We start from the raw sequence: 18,352 nt of genomic DNA, 5'->3' as shown, positions 1-18,352 counted from the left end.
GGCTGACCTCGGAACTCGGTGTGGTGGTCACCGGTCGACGCCTCCCATCACGGGGTCGATGGACGCGACGGCGACGATGACATCGGCGACCTGGCCGCCCTCACACATGGCCGCCATGCACTGGAGATTGGTGAACGACGGGTCGCGGAAGTGGACCCGGTAGGGGCGGGTGCCCCCGTCGGAGACGACGTGCACGCCGAGTTCGCCCTTGGGCGACTCGACGGCGGCGTACGTCTGCCCGGGCGGGACCCGGAAGCCCTCCGTCACCAGCTTGAAGTGATGGATCAGGGCCTCCATGGACGTACCCATGATGTTCTTGATGTGGTCGAGCGAGTTGCCGAGACCGTCCGGGCCGAGCGCGAGCTGCGCGGGCCAGGCGATCTTCTTGTCGCCGACCATCACCGGACCCGGCTCCAGCCGGTCCAGGCACTGCTCCACGATCCGCAGCGACTGCCGCATCTCCTCCAGCCGGATCAGGAAGCGCCCGTAGGCGTCGCAGGTCTCGGCGGTGGGGATGTCGAAGTCGTACGTCTCGTAGCCGCAGTACGGGTCGGTCTTGCGCAGGTCGTGGGGCAGGCCGGCCGCTCGCAGTATCGGGCCGGTGGCGCCGAGCGCCATGCAGCCGGCCAGGTCGAGATAGCCGACGTCCTGCATACGGGCCTTGAAGATCGGGTTGCCGGTGGCGAGCGCGTCGTACTCCGGCAGGTTCTTGCGCAGGGTCTTCAGCAGCTCGCGCAGATGGTCGACGGCGCCCGGGGGAAGGTCCTGGGCGAGGCCGCCGGGCCGGATGTACGCGTGGTTCATCCGCAGACCGGTGATCAACTCGTAGGCGTCGAGAATCAGTTCACGATCACGGAAGCCGTAGATCATGATCGTCGTCGCGCCGAGCTCCATACCGCCGGTGGCGATGCAGACCAGGTGCGAGGAGAGCCGGTTGAGCTCCATCAGCAGGACGCGGATGATGTTCGCCCGGTCCGGGATGTCGTCCTCGATACCCAGCAGCGTCTCCACGCCGCGGCAGTACGCCGCCTCGTTGAAGAACGACGTCAGGTAGTCCATGCGCGTGACGAAGGTGGTGCCCTGCGTCCAGTTGCGGAATTCGAGGTTCTTCTCGATACCGGTGTGGAGGTAGCCGATGCCGCAGCGGGCCTCGGTGACGGTCTCGCCCTCGATCTCCAGGATCAGCCTGAGCACGCCGTGCGTCGACGGGTGCTGGGGACCCATGTTGACGATGATGCGCTCGTCGTCCGACTTGGCCGCGGTCTCGACGACCTCGTCCCAGTCACCGCCCGTGACGGTGTAGACGGTGCCCTCGGTGGTGGCACGGGGAGTTGCGTGGGGGGTGGTCATGAGTACGACCTCCGCTGGTCCGGAGACGGGATCTGGGCGCCCTTGTACTCGACGGCGATGCCGCCGAGGGGATAGTCCTTGCGCTGCGGGAAGCCCTGCCAGTCGTCCGGCATCATGATCCGGGTGAGGGCGGGGTGGCCGTCGAAGATCAGGCCGAAGAAGTCGTACGTCTCGCGCTCGTGCCAGTCGTTGGTCGGATAGACCTCGACCAGGGACGGGACGTGCGGGTCGCTGTCCGGTGCGGACACTTCGAGGCGGATCAGCCGGCCGTGCGTCAGCGAACGCAGGTGGTAGACGGCGTGCAGCTCGCGGCCCTTGTCGCCCAGGAAGTGGACGCCCGAGACACCCGTGCAGAGCTCGAAGCGGAGCGCCGGGTCGTCGCGCAGGGTCCTGGCCACCTGGACCAGATGCTCGCGGGCGATGTGGAAGGTGAGTTCGCCGCGGTCGACGACCGTCTTCTCGATGGCGTTGGCGGGCAGGAGTCCCTGCTCCTCCAGCGCGCCCTCGAGTTCGTCGGCGATCTCGTCGAAGACACCGTCGCGGCCGCCGTAGGGGCGGCTGGAGGCGCCCGGCAGGGTCACGGTCCTGACGAGACCGCCGTAACCGCTGGTGTCACCGCCGCCGCTGTCCGTGCCGAACATGCCCTTGCGTACGCCGATGACCTCGGAGGCCTGGCCGCGCGCGGACGGAATGCCGCCGGCGGCCCCCTCGGCCGTGCCGTTGTCCGGGGAACTTCCGGACCGCTGCTCGTCGCTCACCTGAGAAGGCCCTTCATCTCGATCGTCGGGAGCGCCTTCAGCGCCGCCTCCTCCGCCTCGCGGGCGGCCTCCTCCTGGTTGACCCCGAGCTTGGAGCCCTGGATCTTCTGGTGGAGCTTGAGGATGGAGTCCATCAGCATCTCCGGCCGCGGCGGGCAGCCCGGCAGATAGATGTCGACGGGGACGATGTGGTCGACGCCCTGGACGATCGCGTAGTTGTTGAACATCCCGCCCGACGACGCGCAAACCCCCATGGAGATGACCCACTTGGGATTCGGCATCTGGTCGTAGACCTGCCTCAGGACGGGCGCCATCTTCTGGCTCACCCGGCCCGCGACGATCATCAGGTCCGCCTGTCGCGGCGAACCGCGGAAGACCTCCATGCCGAACCGGGCCAGGTCGTACCGGCCGGCGCCCGTCGTCATCATCTCGATGGCGCAGCAGGCGAGGCCGAAGGTCGCCGGGAACACGGACGACTTCCGCACCCAGCCCGCGGCCTGCTCGACGGTGGTCAGCAGAAAGCCGCTCGGCAGCTTCTCTTCGAGTCCCATTGGTTGCCCCTCCGCGCCTTTAGTCCCATTCCAGACCGCCGCGCCGCCACACATACGCGTAGGCGACGAAGACGGTGAGCACGAAGAGCAGCATCTCCACGAGCCCGAAAAGCCCCAGCGCGTCGAAGGTGACGGCCCAGGGGTAAAGGAAGACGACCTCGATGTCGAAAATGATGAAGAGCATCGCCGTCAGGTAGTACTTGATAGGAAAGCGGCCACCTCCGGCCGGCGTGGGAGTGGGCTCGATGCCGCACTCGTACGCTTCGAGTTTTGCCCGGTTGTACCTTTTCGGGCCGATAAGCGTGGCCGCCACCACGGAGAAGATCGCAAACGCGGCACCGAGAGCGCCGAGCACGAGGATTGGCGCGTAGGCATTCACGCTCCTCGCTCCTTCCAGTCGTCCCTGACCGTTGGTCCTCAACCGAGCTTCTGTCTCCCGCCCCACGAAGATCACGCGTATGTGAGGCAGTTCACAAGCCGGACTGTCCCGCATCCTATGCCTCCCGGTCTGTGATCTGCGACACGGGGTGGGGCAAGGAGTTTGTGATCTCCACCACCTGACGATCGATCATGCGCCGGAGAGCCTGTTGATCTTCGAACGGGCAGCGTCCAATCGGTCACTTGAGGTAACAATGCGGAGAGTCACCGCTGGTCGGAGGGTGTGCGGCTCTATCAAGACATTGCGGAGAGCGGCAAATTGGAGATGGGCGCGGGCGGGTGATAAACGCGCGCCCCACCCGCGCGGGGGAGGTCCGCGGACGGAGGTGGACGGAGCCGGGCGCGGACATGAACGAGGGTGGACGGGCCTCGCCGGAGCGCTCGGAGCCGGAGAGCGTGCACGTGTTCACGAGCGCGCGCGAACGAGCACCCGCGAGCCGCCGCCTTCACCATTCTGTGACCTGTGCCACTACGCCCAACCTTCTCGAAAGCGGGGCTTGGCCATCGAAGCGAACGGATGGTAGGCAGCGGGCAATCCGGGCGATTCACCGAAACCCTCTGATCAAGGCCATGATCACCGTCGCCCGTTTTGCCCGTTACGGCGTCAATAAGAGTCACCGCTAAGCGGATTGATCTATTCCGAACGTAACTGTGGCGCAACACACGTTTCTTGAAGGGAACCGAAAGCCCTGATAGCGATTGGTCCCATGTCCCACACCGCTCACATACGAAGCCACCGGAAGCCCCGCCGAGGCGCGTCGAAAACCGCGATCCGGTCCGGAGTTGCCGGTGGCGTCCTCAGCACCATCGCGCTGGCTGGTGCCGCCGCTCCGGCCAACGCCGAGCCGGTGACCGAGACCATCGAGATGCCCACGCTCACCTCCGGCATCGCCGGCGCCGTCGCGCAGTCCGCCGCCGCCACCCAGCAGGTCGCGGTCGACCTCGAACTCCAGGCGCGCGAGGACGCCGCGGCCACCCGGGCGGCGAAGGCCGCCAAGAAGGCCAAGGCCGAGGCGGAGCGCAGGGCGGAGGCCGCCGCGAAGGAGAAGGCCGCCGAGGCCGCCGCCCGCGCCGAGGCCGCGGCCGAGGAGCGCGCCTCACGCTCCGAGGAGCGCACGACGCTCTCCGCCTCCTCCGGCTCGTCCTCGGGGGCCTCGTACGGCACCACGCAGGCCACCGGCTCGGCCGCGGCCGTCCTGGCCTTCGCGCGCGCCCAGGTCGGCGACGCGTACGTCCTCGGCTCCACCGGCCCCGACTCGTGGGACTGTTCCAGCCTCGTCCAGGCCGCGTACCGCCAGATCGGCGTCGACCTGCCGCGCACCTCGCAGCCGCAGTCGACCTCCGGCACCCAGGTCTCCCTGGACAACCTCCAGCCCGGCGACATCCTCTACTGGGGCGGCGCGGGCAGCGCGTACCACGTGGGGATCTACTCCGGCGGCGGCAAGTTCATCGGCGCGCAGAACTCCGGTACGGGCGTCGTGGAGAAGACGCTGGACTGGGACCCGCCGAGCGGCGCGGTCCGGCTCCTCTGACCGACCGGCACCTCCGTAGGAACCGCACGAACCGCACGACAGCACGGCCGAGGGCCGTCGCTCCCCCGCCCCGGGGAGCGGCGGCCCTCGGCCGTGCCCCGGCGCACAAGGGCGTATCCCGGCCCTCAGCCCCAACAGGCCCCGCGGACCCGCCTGTTCGTGCGTGCCCCCTCGGCAACGGGGGCATCGGACAGACAGCGCAACCACCCCCCACCCCGCACCACGCAGGAGGCACCCCGATGACCGTCAAGGGCGTCGACGTCGCGTCGTACCAGAGTTCGTCGTTCTCCACGAAGGGCCTGCAGTTCGCCATCGTCAAGGCGACCGAGGGCACCTCCTACATCAACCCCCGGATGGCCGCCCAGGCCGCGCACGCGCGGGAGGCCGGACTGGTCGTCGGCTTCTACCACTTCCTGCGGCCCGGCAGCATGAAGGCCCAGGCGAAGTACTTCGTGGACAAGGCCGCCGAGCGCGCGGGCGACTTGCTGTTCGCCGACTGGGAGGACGCGGACGTCTCGTGCGCGTCGAAGGACGCCTTCCTGGCGGAGCTCAAGCGGCTGCGCGGCGCGGACCACCGCGTCGGGCTGTACTGCAACCGGGACTTCTGGCTCAACCGCGACACCACGAGCCAGGCGGGCGACGCCCTGTGGATCGCGGACTACGTGACGCCGGGCAAGCCCCGGATCAAGGCGGCGTGGAAGTTCCACCAGTACACGGACAGCCCGCTGGACACGAACCTCGGCAGGTTCGCCGACGCCGAGGCCCTGCGGAAGTGGGCGACGGCCGGCGGCGGGACCCTCGCCGGGCCGGCCGGCGAGGGTCTCCGGGCGGCGGGGACCGACGGCGGGGCGTGAGCCCCGCCGTACGGCCGGCCGGGGCGGTCAGGACTTGGGCGCGACCTTGCTCAGGCCGTTGATGATGCGGTCCATCGCGTCGCCGCCCGTCGGGTCGGTGAGATTCGCCAGCATCTTCAGCGTGAACTTCATCAGCAGCGGGTGCGTGAGCCCCCGCTGCGTCGCGATCTTCATGACCTTCGGGTTGCCGATGAGCTTCACGAAGGCGCGGCCCAGCGAGTAGTAACCGCCGTAGGTGTCCTTGAGGACCCGCGGATAGCGCTGGAGAGCCATCTCGCGCTGCCCCGGGGTCTGCCGGGACTGCGCCTGCACGATGACGTCCGCCGCGATCTGGCCGGACTCCATGGCGTACGCGATGCCCTCGCCGTTGAACGGGTTCACCAGACCGCCCGCGTCACCGACCAGCAGCAGGCCCTTGGTGTAGTGCGGCTGCCGGTTGAAGGCCATCGGCAGCGCGGCGCCGCGGATGGGCATCGTCATGTTGTCGGGTGTGTAGCCCCAGTCCTCCGGCATCGAGGCGCACCACGCCTTGAGCACCTCGCGCCAGTCCAGCTCCTTGAAGGCGGAGGACGAGTTGAGAATGCCCAGACCGACGTTGGACGTGCCGTCGCCCATCCCGAAGATCCAGCCGTAGCCCGGAAGCAGCCGGTCCTGGGGCCCGCGCCGGTCCCACAGCTCCAGCCACGACTCCAGATAGTCGTCGTCGTGCCGGGGCGAGGTGAAGTACGTACGGACGGCGACGCCCATCGGCCGGTCCTCGCGCCGGTGCAGCCCCATCGCGAGCGAGAGCCGCGTGGAGTTGCCGTCGGCGGCGACGACGAGCGGCGCGTGGAAGGTGACGGGCGTCTTCTCCTCGCCCATCCTGGCGTTGACGCCGGTGATACGGCCGGTGCGCTGATCGATGATCGGCGCCCCGACGTTGCAACGCTCGTGCAGCCGCGCCCCGGCCTTCTGCGCCTGGCGGGCCAGTTGCTCGTCGAAGTCGTCGCGCTTGCGTACGAGTCCGTAGTCCGGGTAGCTGGCGAGATCGGGCCAGTCGAGCTGGAGCCGTACCCCGCCGCCGATGATCCGCAGCCCCTTGTTGCGGAGCCAGCCGGCCTCTTCGGAGATGTCGATGCCCATGCCCACCAACTGCTTGGTGGCGCGCGGCGTGAGCCCGTCGCCGCAGACCTTCTCGCGCGGGAACGCGGTCTTCTCCAGGAGCAGGACGTCCAGGCCCGACTTGGCGAGGTGGTACGCGGTGGTGGAGCCGGCCGGGCCAGCCCCGACGACGATCACATCCGCGGTGTGTTCGGAGAGGGGCTCGGTCACAGCGGGATCTCCCGAAGTCTCGTGGGCCCGGCGGCCGGGTCCCATCATGTGTACCGACGGCGGTGAGCATGTTCGGCACTGGACAGGTGCAGTCTATGGGTGCGTACTGATCGACAAGTTGAAGGGCTGCCCGCGTGAACGACATCACCCGACCGGTCCCCGTCGTACGGCTCCGCGTTCCCACCGAGGAGGACGCGCGTCACTGGCACCGCCTCTTCGACGATCCGGACGTCATGGAGTTCCACGGCGGTCCGGCGCCGCTCACCGAGTACGAGGAGTTCACCGCCCGTCAGCGGGGGCACGCCGCCGAACGGGGCTTCTGTCTCTGGACGATGCTCGACGAGCGGGACGAGGTCATCGGGTTCACCGGCGCGCAGCCGTGGCCGCACACGTCGTTCGGGCCGGTCGGCGAGATCGAGATCGGCTGGCGGCTCGGGCGGGCGTACTGGGGCAGGGGGTATGTGACGGCTGCCGCTCGGGCGACGCTGGAGCGGGTGCGGGCGGCGGGCGTCCCCACCGTCGTCGCGATGGTCGACGCCCGCAACGACCGCTCGGTCGCGGTGGCGCGGCGGCTGGGCATGGCACTGGAGGAGACGTTCGTGACACCGGTCGGCAGGCGGAAGGCGTACCGCTTCCGGCTCACGCTCGAACGGGCCTCAACGGCCTGAACAGTCTGAACGGCCCATGAACGGCGCGACTTGGTCGTGCGGGCCCGGCCCCTCGCCGCGGGCTCAGCCCCGAGGCGTCTTGATCCCGCGGTGCAGGGCCACGACCCCGCCCGTCAGATTGCGCCACGCCACCTTCGACCAGCCCGCCTTCTGCAACAGCCCGGCGAGAGCGGGCTGGTCGGGCCAGGCCCGGATGGACTCGGCGAGATAGACGTACGCGTCGGGGTTGGAGGAGACGCCGCGCGCCACCGGCGGCAGCGCGCGCATCAGATACTCCGTGTAGACGGTCCTGAAGGGCCCCCAGGTCGGCTGGGAGAACTCGCAGATCACGACCTGGCCGCCCGGCTTGGTCACCCGGTACAGCTCACGGAGCGCGCCGTCGGTGTCATGGACGTTGCGCAGGCCGAAGGAGATCGTGACGGAGTCGAAGACGTCGTCCCGGAAGGGCAGCCTGGTCGCGTCCCCGGCGGTCAGCGGCAGCCAGGGGTGGCGCTTCTTGCCCTCGCGCAGCATGCCCAGCGAGAAGTCGCAGGGCACGACGTAGGCGCCGGTGGCGGCGAAGGGCATCGAGGAGGTGGCGGTGCCCGCGGCGAGGTCGAGGATCTTCTGCGCGGGGCGGGCGCCCACGGCCTTCGCGACCTCCTTGCGCCAGAGCCGCGCCTGCCCCAGGGAGAGCACGTCGTTGGTGAGGTCGTAGTTGGCCGCCACGTCGTCGAACATCGACGCGACCTCGTGCGGCTGCTTCTCCAGGGAGGCCCGGGTCACTGGCGTTCCGCCTCACTTGTCTCGGTTGTCTCTGAGCCGTCCACCGCGGTCCACCGCGGTACGGACGCCATTCTCGCAGGCGGTCGGGCGCGCCACGCGTCCGCGTCAGGCGCGTCGGTGGACCAGCCGGCCGTCGAGGACGGTGGCCACGCAACTGGCCGCGCCCGCCCGCGCGAGCGCGGCGAGGGGATCGCCGCCCGGCGGTACGTCGAAGACGGCGAAGTCGGCCCGGCGGGCTTCGAGGCCCAACGGCGGCGCCACGAACGCCTCCTCGACCGGCCGGCCACCCGCGAACGGGTCCAGGGTCGGCGGGCCGGGCGGGTCGTCGAACCGCTCCTCGAAGGCGAGTCCCGAGCGCGCCACCGCGTCCGCCACCGTCTCGCGCCGGAGCGCGCCGGCGACCGCGACGGTCCCGTGCGCCAGCATCCGCCGCACCCCGCGCCGGGCACTGGCGCCCCAGCGGCTCTCGGTCATCTCCAGAGCGGCGAGCGCGGCGCCGGTGAGCGGCTCGGTGCCCAGGTCGTCGGCCTCGCGCGGGTCGGGATGGTAGGCCCGCTCCAGCAGTTCGGGACCGTACGGATTGCGGAGCCCCGGGGTGAGGACCCCCGTCCACCGTCGGACGCGGGCGAGCGGACGCGCCGCCGCCAGTTCCTCGTACGGGCCGACGGCCTCGACGCTCCGTCCGTCGACGAGGACGGCGCCGCCCGGCACGGGCGCGCGCCCGGCGCCGGGCAGCACCAGGTCCGCCCGGTGAATCGTCAGTGCCACCCGGTCAGTTGGCGTCGAGCAGCTTGAGCTCCGGGTGCGCGGTGCCGCCCTCGATCGCCGTGGACGAGATGTGCGAGACGACGCGCTCGTCCACCGGGTCGTCCGCCGGGTCGTCGTGCACGACGATGTGCTCGTACGTCGTGGCGCGCTGCGCCGGGACCCGCCCCGCCTTGCGGATCAGGTCGATGATCTCCAGCCGGTTGGAGCGGTGCCTGGCGCCCGCCGAGGAGACGACGTTCTCCTCCAGCATGATCGAGCCGAGGTCGTCCGCGCCGTAGTGCAGGGAGAGTTGGCCGACCTCCTTGCCCGTGGTCAGCCAGGAGCCCTGGATATGGGCGACGTTGTCGAGGAAGATCCGGGCGATGGCGATCATCCGCAGGTACTCGAAGAGCGTCGCCTGCGTCTGGCCCTTCAGCTTGTTGTTCTCGGGCTGGTAGGTGTACGGGATGAACGCCCGGAAACCGCCCGTCCGGTCCTGTACGTCACGGATCATCCGCAGATGCTCGATCCGCTCGGCGTTCGTCTCGCCCGTGCCCATGAGCATCGTGGACGTGGACTCGACACCGAGCCCGTGTGCGGTCTCCATGATCTCCAGCCACCGCTCGCCGGACTCCTTGAGCGGGGCGATGGCCGTACGCGGCCGGGCCGGCAGCAGTTCGGCGCCGGCGCCCGCGAACGAGTCGAGACCCGCCGCGTGGATCCGGCGGATCGCCTCCTCGACGGTGACGTCCGAGATCCGGGCCATGTGCTCGACCTCGGACGCGCCGAGGGAGTGGATGACCAGCTGCGGGAAGGCGGCCTTGATGGCGCCGAAGTGCTTCTCGTAGTACTCCACACCGAAGTCGGGGTGGTGTCCGCCCTGGAACATGATCTGGGTGCCGCCGAGTTCGACGGTCTCCGCGCAGCGGCGCAGGATGTCGTCGAGGTCGCGGGTCCAGCCCTTGTCGGTGTCCTTGGGTGCGGCGTAGAAGGCGCAGAACTTGCACGCCGTCACGCAGACGTTCGTGTAGTTGATGTTCCGCTCGATGATGTACGTCGCGATGTGCTCCGTGCCGGCGTACCGGCGGCGGCGCGCGCTGTCGGCGGCGGAGCCGAGCGCGTGGAGGGGCGCCGAGCGGTAGAGGTCGAGCGCCTCTTCGGGGGTGATCCGGCCACCCTCGGCAGCGCGGTCGAGGACAGACTGCTGGTCGGCCTTCTCGGTCACCGGGGCGTCACCTTTCGGCGGTGTATCAGTGGATCTACGGACCGATCCAGCGTACGCCAGGGGTCCGGGCGGACCGGCCGCGCCTCCACCGGCTACTGCTTGCGCAGCGTCCCGGTCGGGTTGCCCGCGGCCTCCTCCTTGGAGACGAAGCGGAGTTCGCCCTTGCCGGTGAGCGTGAACGTCAGCGCGGCGTCCTCGGTGGTCGTGCAGAGCCCCGCCTCGCCGGCCCGGTCGGGATCGGTCGACTCCGAGATCCGGATCTCCTTCGAGGAGGCGGAGACGAGCGTGCCCACGCCGTAGCACTTGGCCTCCACTCCGAGCAGCGAGAGGAAGCTGGTCGAGCGGAGCACCTTGTCGCCCTTGCCGCCCTCGGAGATCTCGACCGTGTAGTCGCCGTGCGGCAGCCCGTTCTCCTCGGTCGTCGGTCCCTTCCAGGTGCCGACGAACTCCTCGGGCACCTCCGGCACCGCGTCGGCGGCGCCGCCCCCGGTGGCCGAGGCGCGGGGGTTCGGGTCGGCTCCGGCCGAGTCCTTCGCGTCGGAGTTGTCCCGGAACTGGTCGACCAGCAGCGTTCCGCCCAGGGCGACGGCGGCCAGCGCTCCGGCCACGGCGAGGGCGACGGTGCAGCTCACCTTGCGGCGGCGCGGCCCGGCGCGCCCGGCGGTGACCGAGAGGGACATCCGGGGGTCCTGGGTGTCCTGGGCGTCGGCGGGCGTGCCGCCGGCCGTACGGGGTCCGGGCGGACCGGCCGACTGCGCCCGCGCGTCGTAGGTGGGCGCCCCGAACTCACCGAGGGGCGGAGCCGACCCGGGCGATCCGTGCCCCTCGGTCCGCGGATGCCCGGCGGTCGGCGGATGCCCGGCCGTGGGCGGGGGCGTGTCGGACCCCGGGGGCGTGGGCCATCGCACCGCCTGCCCGGGCGCGTCCCGTACGGGCCCCGCCGCCTCCAGGTCCAGGAGCTGTACGGCCGCCCGGCTGACCTCGCGTACCAGGGGGTCCGGCAGCCAGCCCGCGTCGACCAGGGCGACCGCCCCGCCGGGGGCGGGCGCGAGCCGCGCGGCGACCTCCGCCGGGGCAGGGCGCGCGGCCGGGTCCTTGGCCAGGCAGTGCCCGACGAGGTCCCTCAGTTCACCGTCCAGCGCGCCCAGTTGGGGCTCCTCGTGGACCACCTTGTAGAGGAGCGCGGCGGACGAGTCACCGGGGAAGGGGCTCACCCCCGCCGCGGCGTACGCGAGCACCGCGCCCAGCGAGAAGACGTCGGCCGCGCCCGTGACGCCCTTGCCGAGTATCTGCTCGGGCGACATGTAGCCGGGCGAGCCGACGGAGACACCGGTGGAGGTGAGCGAGGCGGTGCCGTCGGTGGCCCGCGCGATACCGAAGTCGATGAGCCGGGGTCCGTCGAGGGCCAGCAGGACGTTCGACGGCTTGACGTCCCGGTGGACGAGGCCCAGCTCGTGGACCGCGCCAAGCGCCTCGGCGAGCCCGGCTCCCAGGGCCCGTACGGTCGTCCCGGGCAGCGGTCCGTGGGCGGCCACCGCCTGCGTCAGCGAGGGGCCCGCGACATAGCCGGTGGCGACCCAGGGCGTGGCCGCCTCCGGGTCGGCGTCGAGCACCGGCGCCGTCCAGGCGCCGCCGACCCGGCGGGCCGCCGCCACCTCGCGGCGGAACCGGGCCCGGAACTCCTCGTCCAGCGCGAAATGCGGGTGGATCACCTTCACGGCGACCGTGCGGCCACCCTCCGACCTGGCCAGATAGACCCGGCCCATCCCACCGGCGCCGAGTCTGCCCAGCAGCCGGTACGCGCCGATGGTGCGAGGCCCGTCCGCGTCGAGCGGCTGCATACCCGTCCCCTCCCCGTTCCCCGTCCCCGTCCGTGCTGCCCCTACCTTCTCAGGACGGGAGCAACTCGACGTGCGGGTCGGCGGGATAGCCGGTCGTGGGTCCGGTGCGCCGGGCGAACTCCCGTACGCCCGCCAGCTGGTCGGGCCCGAAGCGGAAGTCGAGCGTCGTGAAGTAACGCTCCAGCAGCTCCGCGTCGAAGGTCTCCCAGCGCGCCGCCTGTTCCGCGACCTTGGCGACCTCCTCCAGCGACACGTCACGGGAGGCGAGGAACGCCTGGTGCACCAGGTGTACGGTCTCCGGCTCGCGCGCCAGATAGTCCTTGCGCGCCGCCCAGACCGCGAAGACGAACGGGAGCCCCGTCCACTCCTTCCACATCTGCCCGAGGTCGTGCACCTGGAGGCCGAGGCGCGGCGCGTCGTGCAGCGAGGCGCGCAGGGCGGCGTCGCCGATCAGTACGGCCGCCTGCGCCTCCTGCATCATCAGTCCGAGGTCGGGCGGACACGTGTAGTACTCGGGGGCGACGCCGTACTGCTCGGCGAGCAGCAGCTGCGCGAGGCGTACGGCGGTCCGTGAGGTCGACCCGAGGGCGACGCGGGCGCCGTCGAGTTCTTCGAGCGGTACCTGCGAGACAATCAGGCAGGACATGACGGGTCCGTCGCAGCCGACCGCGAGATCGGGGAATGCGACGAGGTCCTCGGCATTGCGGAGGAATTCGACGACGGTGACGGGACCGATATCGAGATCTCCGCGCACGAGGCGCTCGCTGAGCTTCTCCGGGGTGTCCTTCGTCAGCTCAAGATCGAAGAGGGCTCCTGTTCTGCCGAGGCCCCAGTAAAGGGGGAGGCAGTTCAGGAACTGGATGTGGCCGACGCGCGGCCGGACGCGGGGGTGATCGCTTCCGTCGGCCTCGCCGCCTGCTGTGCTTTCAAGGGAGCTGTCCACACCGCGAGGCTAGACCCGGGACGGCGACGGGGCCGCCCGGGGGTGCCGGACGGGGGGTCTGAGGGGTCTCCTTCGCACGTCAGGACACCCGCCACGTCAGCCCGCCGGAGCCCTCTTCAAACGTGCGGGTGAGGTGATCTTTCGGTGATCTTTCCCCTACCGCTGGCCATGAGACGCGTGCTAGGCTCGTCGCAAGTTGCAGTTTGGTTTCCCTTGCAGTACAGAGCCTGCGGAGCATGTGACCCGCAGGCTTTTGTAGTTTTCAGACTTGTTTGCAGGTTCTGGAGCAGGGCAACCCTTTGGCCCAAGGAGGGCTTATGGCTACCGGAACCGTCAAGTGGTTCAACGCTGAAAAGGGCTTCGGCTTCATCGCCCAGGACGGCGGCGGCCCGGATGTCTTCGTCCACTACTCCGCGATCAACGCGACCGGCTTCCGCTCCCTCGAGGAGAACCAGGTCGTGAACTTCGACGTCACCCAGGGCCCGAAGGGCCCGCAGGCGGAGAACGTAACCCCGGCCTAGTTGCCCGGGTCGGAAGATCGCGCACGAAAAGAACACGCAGTATCAAGGAGCCCTGCCCCCGCACGCCCCGTGCGGGGAGCAGGGCTCCTGCCCTTTCCGCCACTGTCCCGCCGTGGCGGACTACACGTACAGCTCGTCTATCTCCGCCGCGAATTCCTCGACGACCGCCGCCCGTCTCACCTTCAGTGACGGCGTCAACTGCCCGCTCTGCTCGGTGAAGGAGTCGGGCAGCACCCGGAAGCGGCGGATCGACTCGGCCCTGGACACCAGCCGGTTGGCCTCGTCCACCGCCCGCTGCAGTACGGAGAGCAGCTCCTCGTCCGTGACCAGCTCGGCCCGCGTCAGCTGCTCCTTCTTCTTCATCTGGCACCAGTGGGCGAGCCCGTCCGTCTCCAGGGTGATCAGCGCCGTGACGTACGGGCGGTTGTCACCGAGCACCAGGGCCTGGCCGATCAGCGGGTGGGCCCGCAGCCAGTCCTCCAGCGGGGCCGGGGCGACGCTCTTGCCGGCCGAGGTGACGATGATGTCCTTCTTGCGGCCGGTGATGGTCAGATAGCCCTCGTCGTCCAGCGCGCCCAGGTCCCCGGTGGCGAACCAGCCGTCGTCCAGGACCGTCACGGGCTCTCCCCGCTCCATGTCCCAGTAGCCGGTGAACACCTGGCCGCCGCGCAGCAGCACCTCTCCGTCGTCGGCGATCCGTACGGAGGTGCCGGGCAGCGGCCAGCCGACGGTGCCCAGTCGCGGCCGGAGCGGCGGCGTGACGGTGGCGGCGGCCGTGGTCTCCGTCAGGCCGTAGCCCTCGAAGATCGTGATCCCCGCGCCGGCGTAGAAGGCGGCGAGCGGGCGCCCCAGCGGGGAGCCGCCGCAGATGGCCTGCACCACCTTGCCGCCGAGCGCCGCCCGTATCCGCCGGTAGACCAGCGGGTCGTAGAGCGCGCGGGCGGCTCTGAGGGGCAGCGCCGGGCCGGGGCCCGTACCGGCCGCCGCCGCCTCGACGGCGTGCCCGTACCGGCGGGCGATCCGGGCGGCGCGGTCGAAGGACGCGGCGCGGCCCATCTTCTCGGCGGTGGCGCGGCCGGTGTTGAAGACCTTCTCCAGGACGTACGGGATGGCCAGCAGGAACGTCGGCCGGAAGCCCGCGAGATCGGCGATGAGCTCCTCGGTGCGCAGCGACGGCGCGTGCCCGAGCCGTACCCGCGCGCGCAGACAGCCCACCGCGACCATACGGCCGAAGACATGGGAGAGCGGCAGGAAGAGCAGGGTGGAGGCGGGCTCCTTGCTCACCGACTTGAAGACGGGGTGGAGCAGTTCGATGCAGTTGTCCACCTCCGCGAAGAAGTTGGCGTGCGTCAGGACGCAGCCCTTCGGGCCTCCCGTGGTGCCGGAGGTGTAGACGAGGGTGGCGACCGACGCGGGCGAGAGCGCGGCCCGCCGCGCGTCGAGGTCCGCGTCGGGGACGCCGGTGCCCGCCGCGCGCAGCGCGTCGACGGCGCCGCTGTCGAAGGTCCAGAGCCGGGCCAGGTCGGGGAGTTGCTCGGAGGCGATCAGCCGGGCCTGCTCCTCGGTCTCGACCGCGCAGGCGACGGCGCCCGAGTCCTGGAGGATCCAGCGGGCCTGGAAGGCGGACGAGGTCGGGTAGACGGGGACGGTGACCAGGCCGGCGGCCCAGGCCGCGAAGTCGAGGAGCGTCCACTCGTAGGTCGTACGGGCCATGATCGCGAGCCGGTCGCCGGGGAGCAGCCCTTCGGCGATCAGTCCCTTGGCGACGGCGCGCACCTCGTCGGCGAACGCGGCGGCGGTGACGTCCCGCCAGCGGCCGTCCGCCTGCTTGCGGCTGAGGACGGCGTCGTCCGGGGCGAACCGGGCGTTGTCGAAGGGGATGTCGGCGAGCGAGCCCTCGGGGACGGGCGGCACGAGGGGCGGTACGGAGACCTGTCGTACGACTCCGTCCACCCAGAGCTTCTCGGGCTCGACGTGCGCGGTCGACGGTACGGCGGGCTCGGCCGACGGTGCCGCGGGCTCCGGCTCGGGCTCGGGGTCCGGCCCAAGGTCCGGCTCGGGCTCGGCGGGAGGCGGCGGCAACTGCCACGGCTCCCCCGGCGGCACGGACCGGGCCGGTGACCCGGCTCCGTCGGCGGGCACGTCTGCGGACACGCGCTGTTCCCTCATCTCTGGCCGGAGGGTGGGGCTCCGGTCCGGCGAGTAAAGCGGGACCGGGTCGCGAAATCAAGGCGGGGCCGTGACCCGCCGACTACCGCCGTGCCACCGGCGCGTTGCCGACGGACCAACGTTCGCCGTCCAGCAGTCCTCCGAGCCCCGTCCAGGCGAAGTTCATCAGCGTCGCCGCGGCCTCCTTGGCCGTCACGTCGGGCGTCTCGTTCGCCCAGCCGGCCAGCGCCTCGGCGGCGCCGACGAGCGCCTGGGCGACCCCGACGACATCACGGTCCGCGGGCGTGGTGTACGCCGCCTCCCGGAGCAGCCCGGTCACGAAGGAGATCAACTCCTCCCGCATCCCTGCCACTTCGGCGGCGAACCGCTCCCCGTGCGTACGGGCCTGCCGGTGCAGCACCGACCAGGCGTCGGGGTGTTCCGCGGTATGGGCGAAGAACGCCGTGAGCCCGGACCAGAGTTGCTGGTCGGGCGCGAGTCCCGGCTCGACGACACCGGCGCGTACGGCCGCGAGGAGCGCGTCCGCCTCGCGGCGTATGCACGCGGTGAACAGCTCCTCCTTGGAGTTCAGATACAGATACACCAACGGCTTGGAGACCCCGGCCAGTTCGGCTATCTCGTCCATCGAGGCGGCCCGGTAGCCGCGCTGTCCGAAGGTCGCCACGGCGGCGTCCATCATCTGCCGCTCGCGCACCTCGCGCGGCATCCGTCTGCTCTTCCCCGCGCCTGCGGAACCCACCTGGTCTTCCCCTCACCCCACGTGCCCGGAACCGGCGTAAGCCTACGGTCACGGCCCGCGCCCGATCGAGTCGAACGACCGCTCCCGGCCACGGTTCCGGCCACGGTTCCGGTACCTCGGGGCGCGCCCACGACACGGCGGCGCCCCCGGGCCGAAAGGCCCCGGGACGCCGCCGGTGGTGACAGGTGTTCAGCCGCCGGGCCGCCGGATCAGGCGGCGACGGGGACCGCGGTCCGGTGGTCGGCCGTCTCCGGCTCCTCAAGTGGCGAGGCCGAGGCCGAGTTGTACTTGTCGTGGTCCAGGATCTTCTCCCGGGACGCGACGATGACCGGGACCAGGGCCTGGCCGGCGACGTTCGTGGCCGTCCGCATCATGTCCAGAATCGGGTCGATCGCCAGCAGCAGACCCACGCCCTCCAGGGGCAGACCCAGCGTGGAGAGGGTCAGGGTCAGCATGACCGTCGCACCGGTGAGACCGGCCGTGGCGGCCGAGCCGACCACCGAGACGAAGGCGATCAGCAGATAGTCCTGGATGCCGAGCTGGACGTCGAAGATCTCCGCGATGAAGATCGCCGCCAGCGACGGGTAGATCGCGGCGCAGCCGTCCATCTTGGTGGTGGCGCCGAACGGGACGGCGAAGCTGGTGTACTCCTTCGGCACGCCGAGCCGCTCGGTCACCCGCTGGGTGACGGGCATCGTGCCCACCGAGGAGCGGGAGACGAAGGCCAGCTGGATCGCGGGCCAGGCGCCCTTGAAGAACTGGAGCGGGCTGACCTTGGCGACCGTCGCCAGGAGCAGCGGGTAGACGCCGAAGAGGACGAGCGCGCAGCCGATGTACACGTCCGCGGTGAAGGTCGCGTAGTCGCCGATCAGGTCCCAGCCGTAGTCCGCGATGGCGTAGCCGATGAGACCGACGGTGCCGATCGGGGCGAGGCGGATGACCCACCACAGGGCCTTCTGGAGCAGTTCGAGCACGGCCTCGCTGAGGCTGAGGATCGGCGCGGCGCGCTCACCGAGCTTGAGGGCGGCCACGCCCGCGACGGCCGCCATGAAGACGATCTGGAGGACGTTGAGTTCGGTGAACGGGGTGATCACGTCCGTCGGCACGATGCCGGTGAGGAAGTCGATCCAGGAGCCCGAGCCCTCGGGCTTCGCGCCGTCCTTCGGGGTGAGGCCGGTGCCGGAGCCGGGGTTGGTGATCAGACCGATCACGATGCCGATGACGACGGCGATCAGTGAGGTGATCAGGAACCAGAGCAGCGTGCGCCCGGCGAGCCGGGCGGCGTTGTTGACCTTACGGAGGTTGGTGATCGACACCAGGATCGCGAAGAAGACCAGCGGGGCGACGGCCAGCTTCAGCAGCTGGACGAAGATGCCGCCGATCTTGTCGAGCGTGGTGTAGAGCCAGTTGATGTCCTGGCTGCGGGCGAGCCAGCCGAGCAGGACGCCGAGGACGAGACCGGCGACTATCTGGGCCCAGAACGGGACGTTGGGCAGGGAGAGACCTGGGCCTGAACCGGCCGGCTTGTCGGCCTGGTCGGCCTTGCCGGTGGTGGCGGGCTCGGAATTCGCGGACACGGACACACTCCAGTTGGGCATACGGACGTACGGGGACGAGGGGAAAGGGGTGGAACTGGGGGGGTGCGGCGCCCGTGCTTCAGAGGTGGCGCCGCCGCATGGTGCCGGTTCGGATCAGTGCGAGCGGCAACAGACCGCGGACATGCAGCGGCAGAGGTCGACATGCAGGCGCGCCACGAGCGGGAGGCTCACGGCAAGATGGCGCACTGCTGTCTTCATGGTCGATACATTAACACCGGGTCTTATGGATACTCAAAGGTCTGCTTTGAGGTATCGGTACGGCAGGAGTCCCGGGGCACCCCGGACATGCCGAAGCCCCAGCGTGCGAGCCGCTGGGGCGTGATGGACCGACGGAGCGGTGTG

Annotated in this window: 17 protein-coding genes; 4 read left to right on the top strand and 13 right to left on the bottom strand. The window is 70.5% G+C overall.

Features of this window, described 5'->3' with window-relative positions; genetic code table 11:
- Window positions 1-27: 27 nt before the first annotated feature.
- The 4 genes from ACFWU9_RS30520 to ACFWU9_RS30505 are packed head-to-tail and all read right to left on the bottom strand — an operon-like array spanning window position 28 to window position 3,038.
- Window positions 28-1,350 (bottom strand): NADH-quinone oxidoreductase subunit D, encoded by a 1,323-nt coding sequence (locus tag ACFWU9_RS30520; RefSeq protein ID WP_384324160.1) that lies wholly within the window; start codon window positions 1,348-1,350, stop codon window positions 28-30.
- Window positions 1,347-2,108, bottom strand: coding sequence for an NADH-quinone oxidoreductase subunit C (locus ACFWU9_RS30515; protein WP_384324159.1), 762 nt, complete (start codon window positions 2,106-2,108; stop codon window positions 1,347-1,349). Before ACFWU9_RS30515 ends, ACFWU9_RS30520 begins: the two co-directional genes overlap by 4 nt.
- Entirely contained in the window at window positions 2,105-2,659 is a 555-nt protein-coding gene (locus ACFWU9_RS30510; protein WP_384324157.1) for a NuoB/complex I 20 kDa subunit family protein, read from the bottom strand. Before ACFWU9_RS30510 ends, ACFWU9_RS30515 begins: the two co-directional genes overlap by 4 nt.
- A gap of 19 nt (window positions 2,660-2,678) precedes the next feature.
- Entirely contained in the window at window positions 2,679-3,038 is a 360-nt protein-coding gene (locus tag ACFWU9_RS30505; RefSeq protein WP_023539436.1) for an NADH-quinone oxidoreductase subunit A, read from the bottom strand.
- Window positions 3,039-3,804: 766 nt separating this feature from the next.
- On the opposite strand from ACFWU9_RS30505, the gene ACFWU9_RS30500 reads away from it, so the two are divergent.
- Together ACFWU9_RS30500 and ACFWU9_RS30495 are read left to right on the top strand one after the other, a co-directional pair.
- Window positions 3,805-4,629: a C40 family peptidase gene (locus ACFWU9_RS30500; protein ID WP_384324155.1), complete on the top strand. Its 825-nt coding sequence runs from the start codon at window positions 3,805-3,807 to the stop codon at window positions 4,627-4,629.
- Between the two features lie 239 nt (window positions 4,630-4,868).
- A complete protein-coding gene (locus ACFWU9_RS30495; RefSeq protein ID WP_384324153.1) occupies window positions 4,869-5,483 on the top strand; it encodes a glycoside hydrolase family 25 protein in 615 nt (204 codons plus the stop codon).
- Window positions 5,484-5,510: 27 nt separating this feature from the next.
- On the opposite strand, the gene ACFWU9_RS30490 is transcribed toward ACFWU9_RS30495, so the two are convergent.
- Window positions 5,511-6,794 (bottom strand): geranylgeranyl reductase family protein, encoded by a 1,284-nt coding sequence (locus ACFWU9_RS30490; protein WP_384324151.1) that lies wholly within the window; start codon window positions 6,792-6,794, stop codon window positions 5,511-5,513.
- 143 nt (window positions 6,795-6,937) lie between these two features.
- On the opposite strand from ACFWU9_RS30490, the gene ACFWU9_RS30485 reads away from it, so the two are divergent.
- Window positions 6,938-7,462: a GNAT family N-acetyltransferase gene (locus ACFWU9_RS30485; RefSeq protein ID WP_384324184.1), complete on the top strand. Its 525-nt coding sequence runs from the start codon at window positions 6,938-6,940 to the stop codon at window positions 7,460-7,462.
- 63 nt (window positions 7,463-7,525) lie between these two features.
- Here ACFWU9_RS30485 and ACFWU9_RS30480 read toward each other — a convergent pair whose 3' ends face one another.
- The 5 genes from ACFWU9_RS30480 to ACFWU9_RS30460 all read right to left on the bottom strand — a co-directional run bounded on the left by ACFWU9_RS30480 (window position 7,526) and on the right by ACFWU9_RS30460 (window position 12,983).
- Window positions 7,526-8,227 (bottom strand): demethylmenaquinone methyltransferase, encoded by a 702-nt coding sequence (locus tag ACFWU9_RS30480; RefSeq protein WP_384324149.1) that lies wholly within the window; start codon window positions 8,225-8,227, stop codon window positions 7,526-7,528.
- 105 nt (window positions 8,228-8,332) lie between these two features.
- Window positions 8,333-8,989, bottom strand: coding sequence for a hypothetical protein (locus ACFWU9_RS30475; protein ID WP_384324182.1), 657 nt, complete (start codon window positions 8,987-8,989; stop codon window positions 8,333-8,335).
- Between the two features lie 10 nt (window positions 8,990-8,999).
- Window positions 9,000-10,199 (bottom strand): cyclic dehypoxanthinyl futalosine synthase, encoded by a 1,200-nt coding sequence (gene mqnC, locus ACFWU9_RS30470; protein ID WP_384324148.1) that lies wholly within the window; start codon window positions 10,197-10,199, stop codon window positions 9,000-9,002.
- 92 nt (window positions 10,200-10,291) lie between these two features.
- Complete coding sequence (locus ACFWU9_RS30465; RefSeq protein WP_384324146.1) at window positions 10,292-12,040, bottom strand: protein kinase; 1,749 nt, start codon at window positions 12,038-12,040, stop codon at window positions 10,292-10,294.
- 49 nt (window positions 12,041-12,089) lie between these two features.
- Window positions 12,090-12,983 (bottom strand): menaquinone biosynthetic enzyme MqnA/MqnD family protein, encoded by an 894-nt coding sequence (locus ACFWU9_RS30460; RefSeq protein ID WP_384324144.1) that lies wholly within the window; start codon window positions 12,981-12,983, stop codon window positions 12,090-12,092.
- A gap of 317 nt (window positions 12,984-13,300) precedes the next feature.
- Here ACFWU9_RS30460 and ACFWU9_RS30455 point away from each other — a divergent pair, with 317 nt between their 5' ends.
- Window positions 13,301-13,504 (top strand): cold-shock protein, encoded by a 204-nt coding sequence (locus tag ACFWU9_RS30455; protein ID WP_017948713.1) that lies wholly within the window; start codon window positions 13,301-13,303, stop codon window positions 13,502-13,504.
- A 120-nt stretch (window positions 13,505-13,624) separates the two neighbouring features.
- Here ACFWU9_RS30455 and ACFWU9_RS30450 read toward each other — a convergent pair whose 3' ends face one another.
- From ACFWU9_RS30450 to ACFWU9_RS30440, 3 genes are all read right to left on the bottom strand, one after another.
- Window positions 13,625-15,586: an AMP-dependent synthetase/ligase gene (locus tag ACFWU9_RS30450; RefSeq protein WP_384324180.1), complete on the bottom strand. Its 1,962-nt coding sequence runs from the start codon at window positions 15,584-15,586 to the stop codon at window positions 13,625-13,627.
- 169 nt (window positions 15,587-15,755) lie between these two features.
- On the bottom strand, window positions 15,756-16,379 hold the full coding sequence (locus tag ACFWU9_RS30445; protein WP_384324142.1) for a TetR/AcrR family transcriptional regulator: 624 nt from the start codon (window positions 16,377-16,379) through the stop codon (window positions 15,756-15,758).
- 242 nt (window positions 16,380-16,621) lie between these two features.
- The gene (locus ACFWU9_RS30440) at window positions 16,622-17,989 is read right to left on the bottom strand and encodes a dicarboxylate/amino acid:cation symporter (RefSeq protein ID WP_384324140.1); all 1,368 of its coding nucleotides are present in this window, start codon (window positions 17,987-17,989) and stop codon (window positions 16,622-16,624) included.
- Between the last annotated feature and the right edge of the window lie 363 nt (window positions 17,990-18,352).

The organism is Streptomyces sp. NPDC058653 (assembly GCF_042716895.1).
Taxonomy (GTDB): Bacteria; Actinomycetota; Actinomycetes; order Streptomycetales; family Streptomycetaceae; genus Streptomyces.
This window is presented reverse-complemented; position numbering and strand designations above follow the sequence as displayed.

Excerpts from the sequence above, each read along its gene's own strand:
- ACFWU9_RS30500 (WP_384324155.1), top strand. The coding sequence starts at position 3,805 with ATGTCCCACACCGCTCACATACGAAGCCACCGGAAGCCCCGCCGAGGC.
- ACFWU9_RS30455 (WP_017948713.1), top strand. The coding sequence starts at position 13,301 with ATGGCTACCGGAACCGTCAAGTGGTTCAACGCTGAAAAGGGCTTCGGC.
- ACFWU9_RS30510 (WP_384324157.1), bottom strand. The coding sequence starts at position 2,659 with ATGGGACTCGAAGAGAAGCTGCCGAGCGGCTTTCTGCTGACCACCGTC.
- ACFWU9_RS30445 (WP_384324142.1), bottom strand. The coding sequence starts at position 16,379 with ATGCCGCGCGAGGTGCGCGAGCGGCAGATGATGGACGCCGCCGTGGCG.
- ACFWU9_RS30465 (WP_384324146.1), bottom strand. The coding sequence starts at position 12,040 with ATGCAGCCGCTCGACGCGGACGGGCCTCGCACCATCGGCGCGTACCGG.
- ACFWU9_RS30520 (WP_384324160.1), bottom strand. The coding sequence starts at position 1,350 with ATGACCACCCCCCACGCAACTCCCCGTGCCACCACCGAGGGCACCGTC.
- ACFWU9_RS30495 (WP_384324153.1), top strand. The coding sequence starts at position 4,869 with ATGACCGTCAAGGGCGTCGACGTCGCGTCGTACCAGAGTTCGTCGTTC.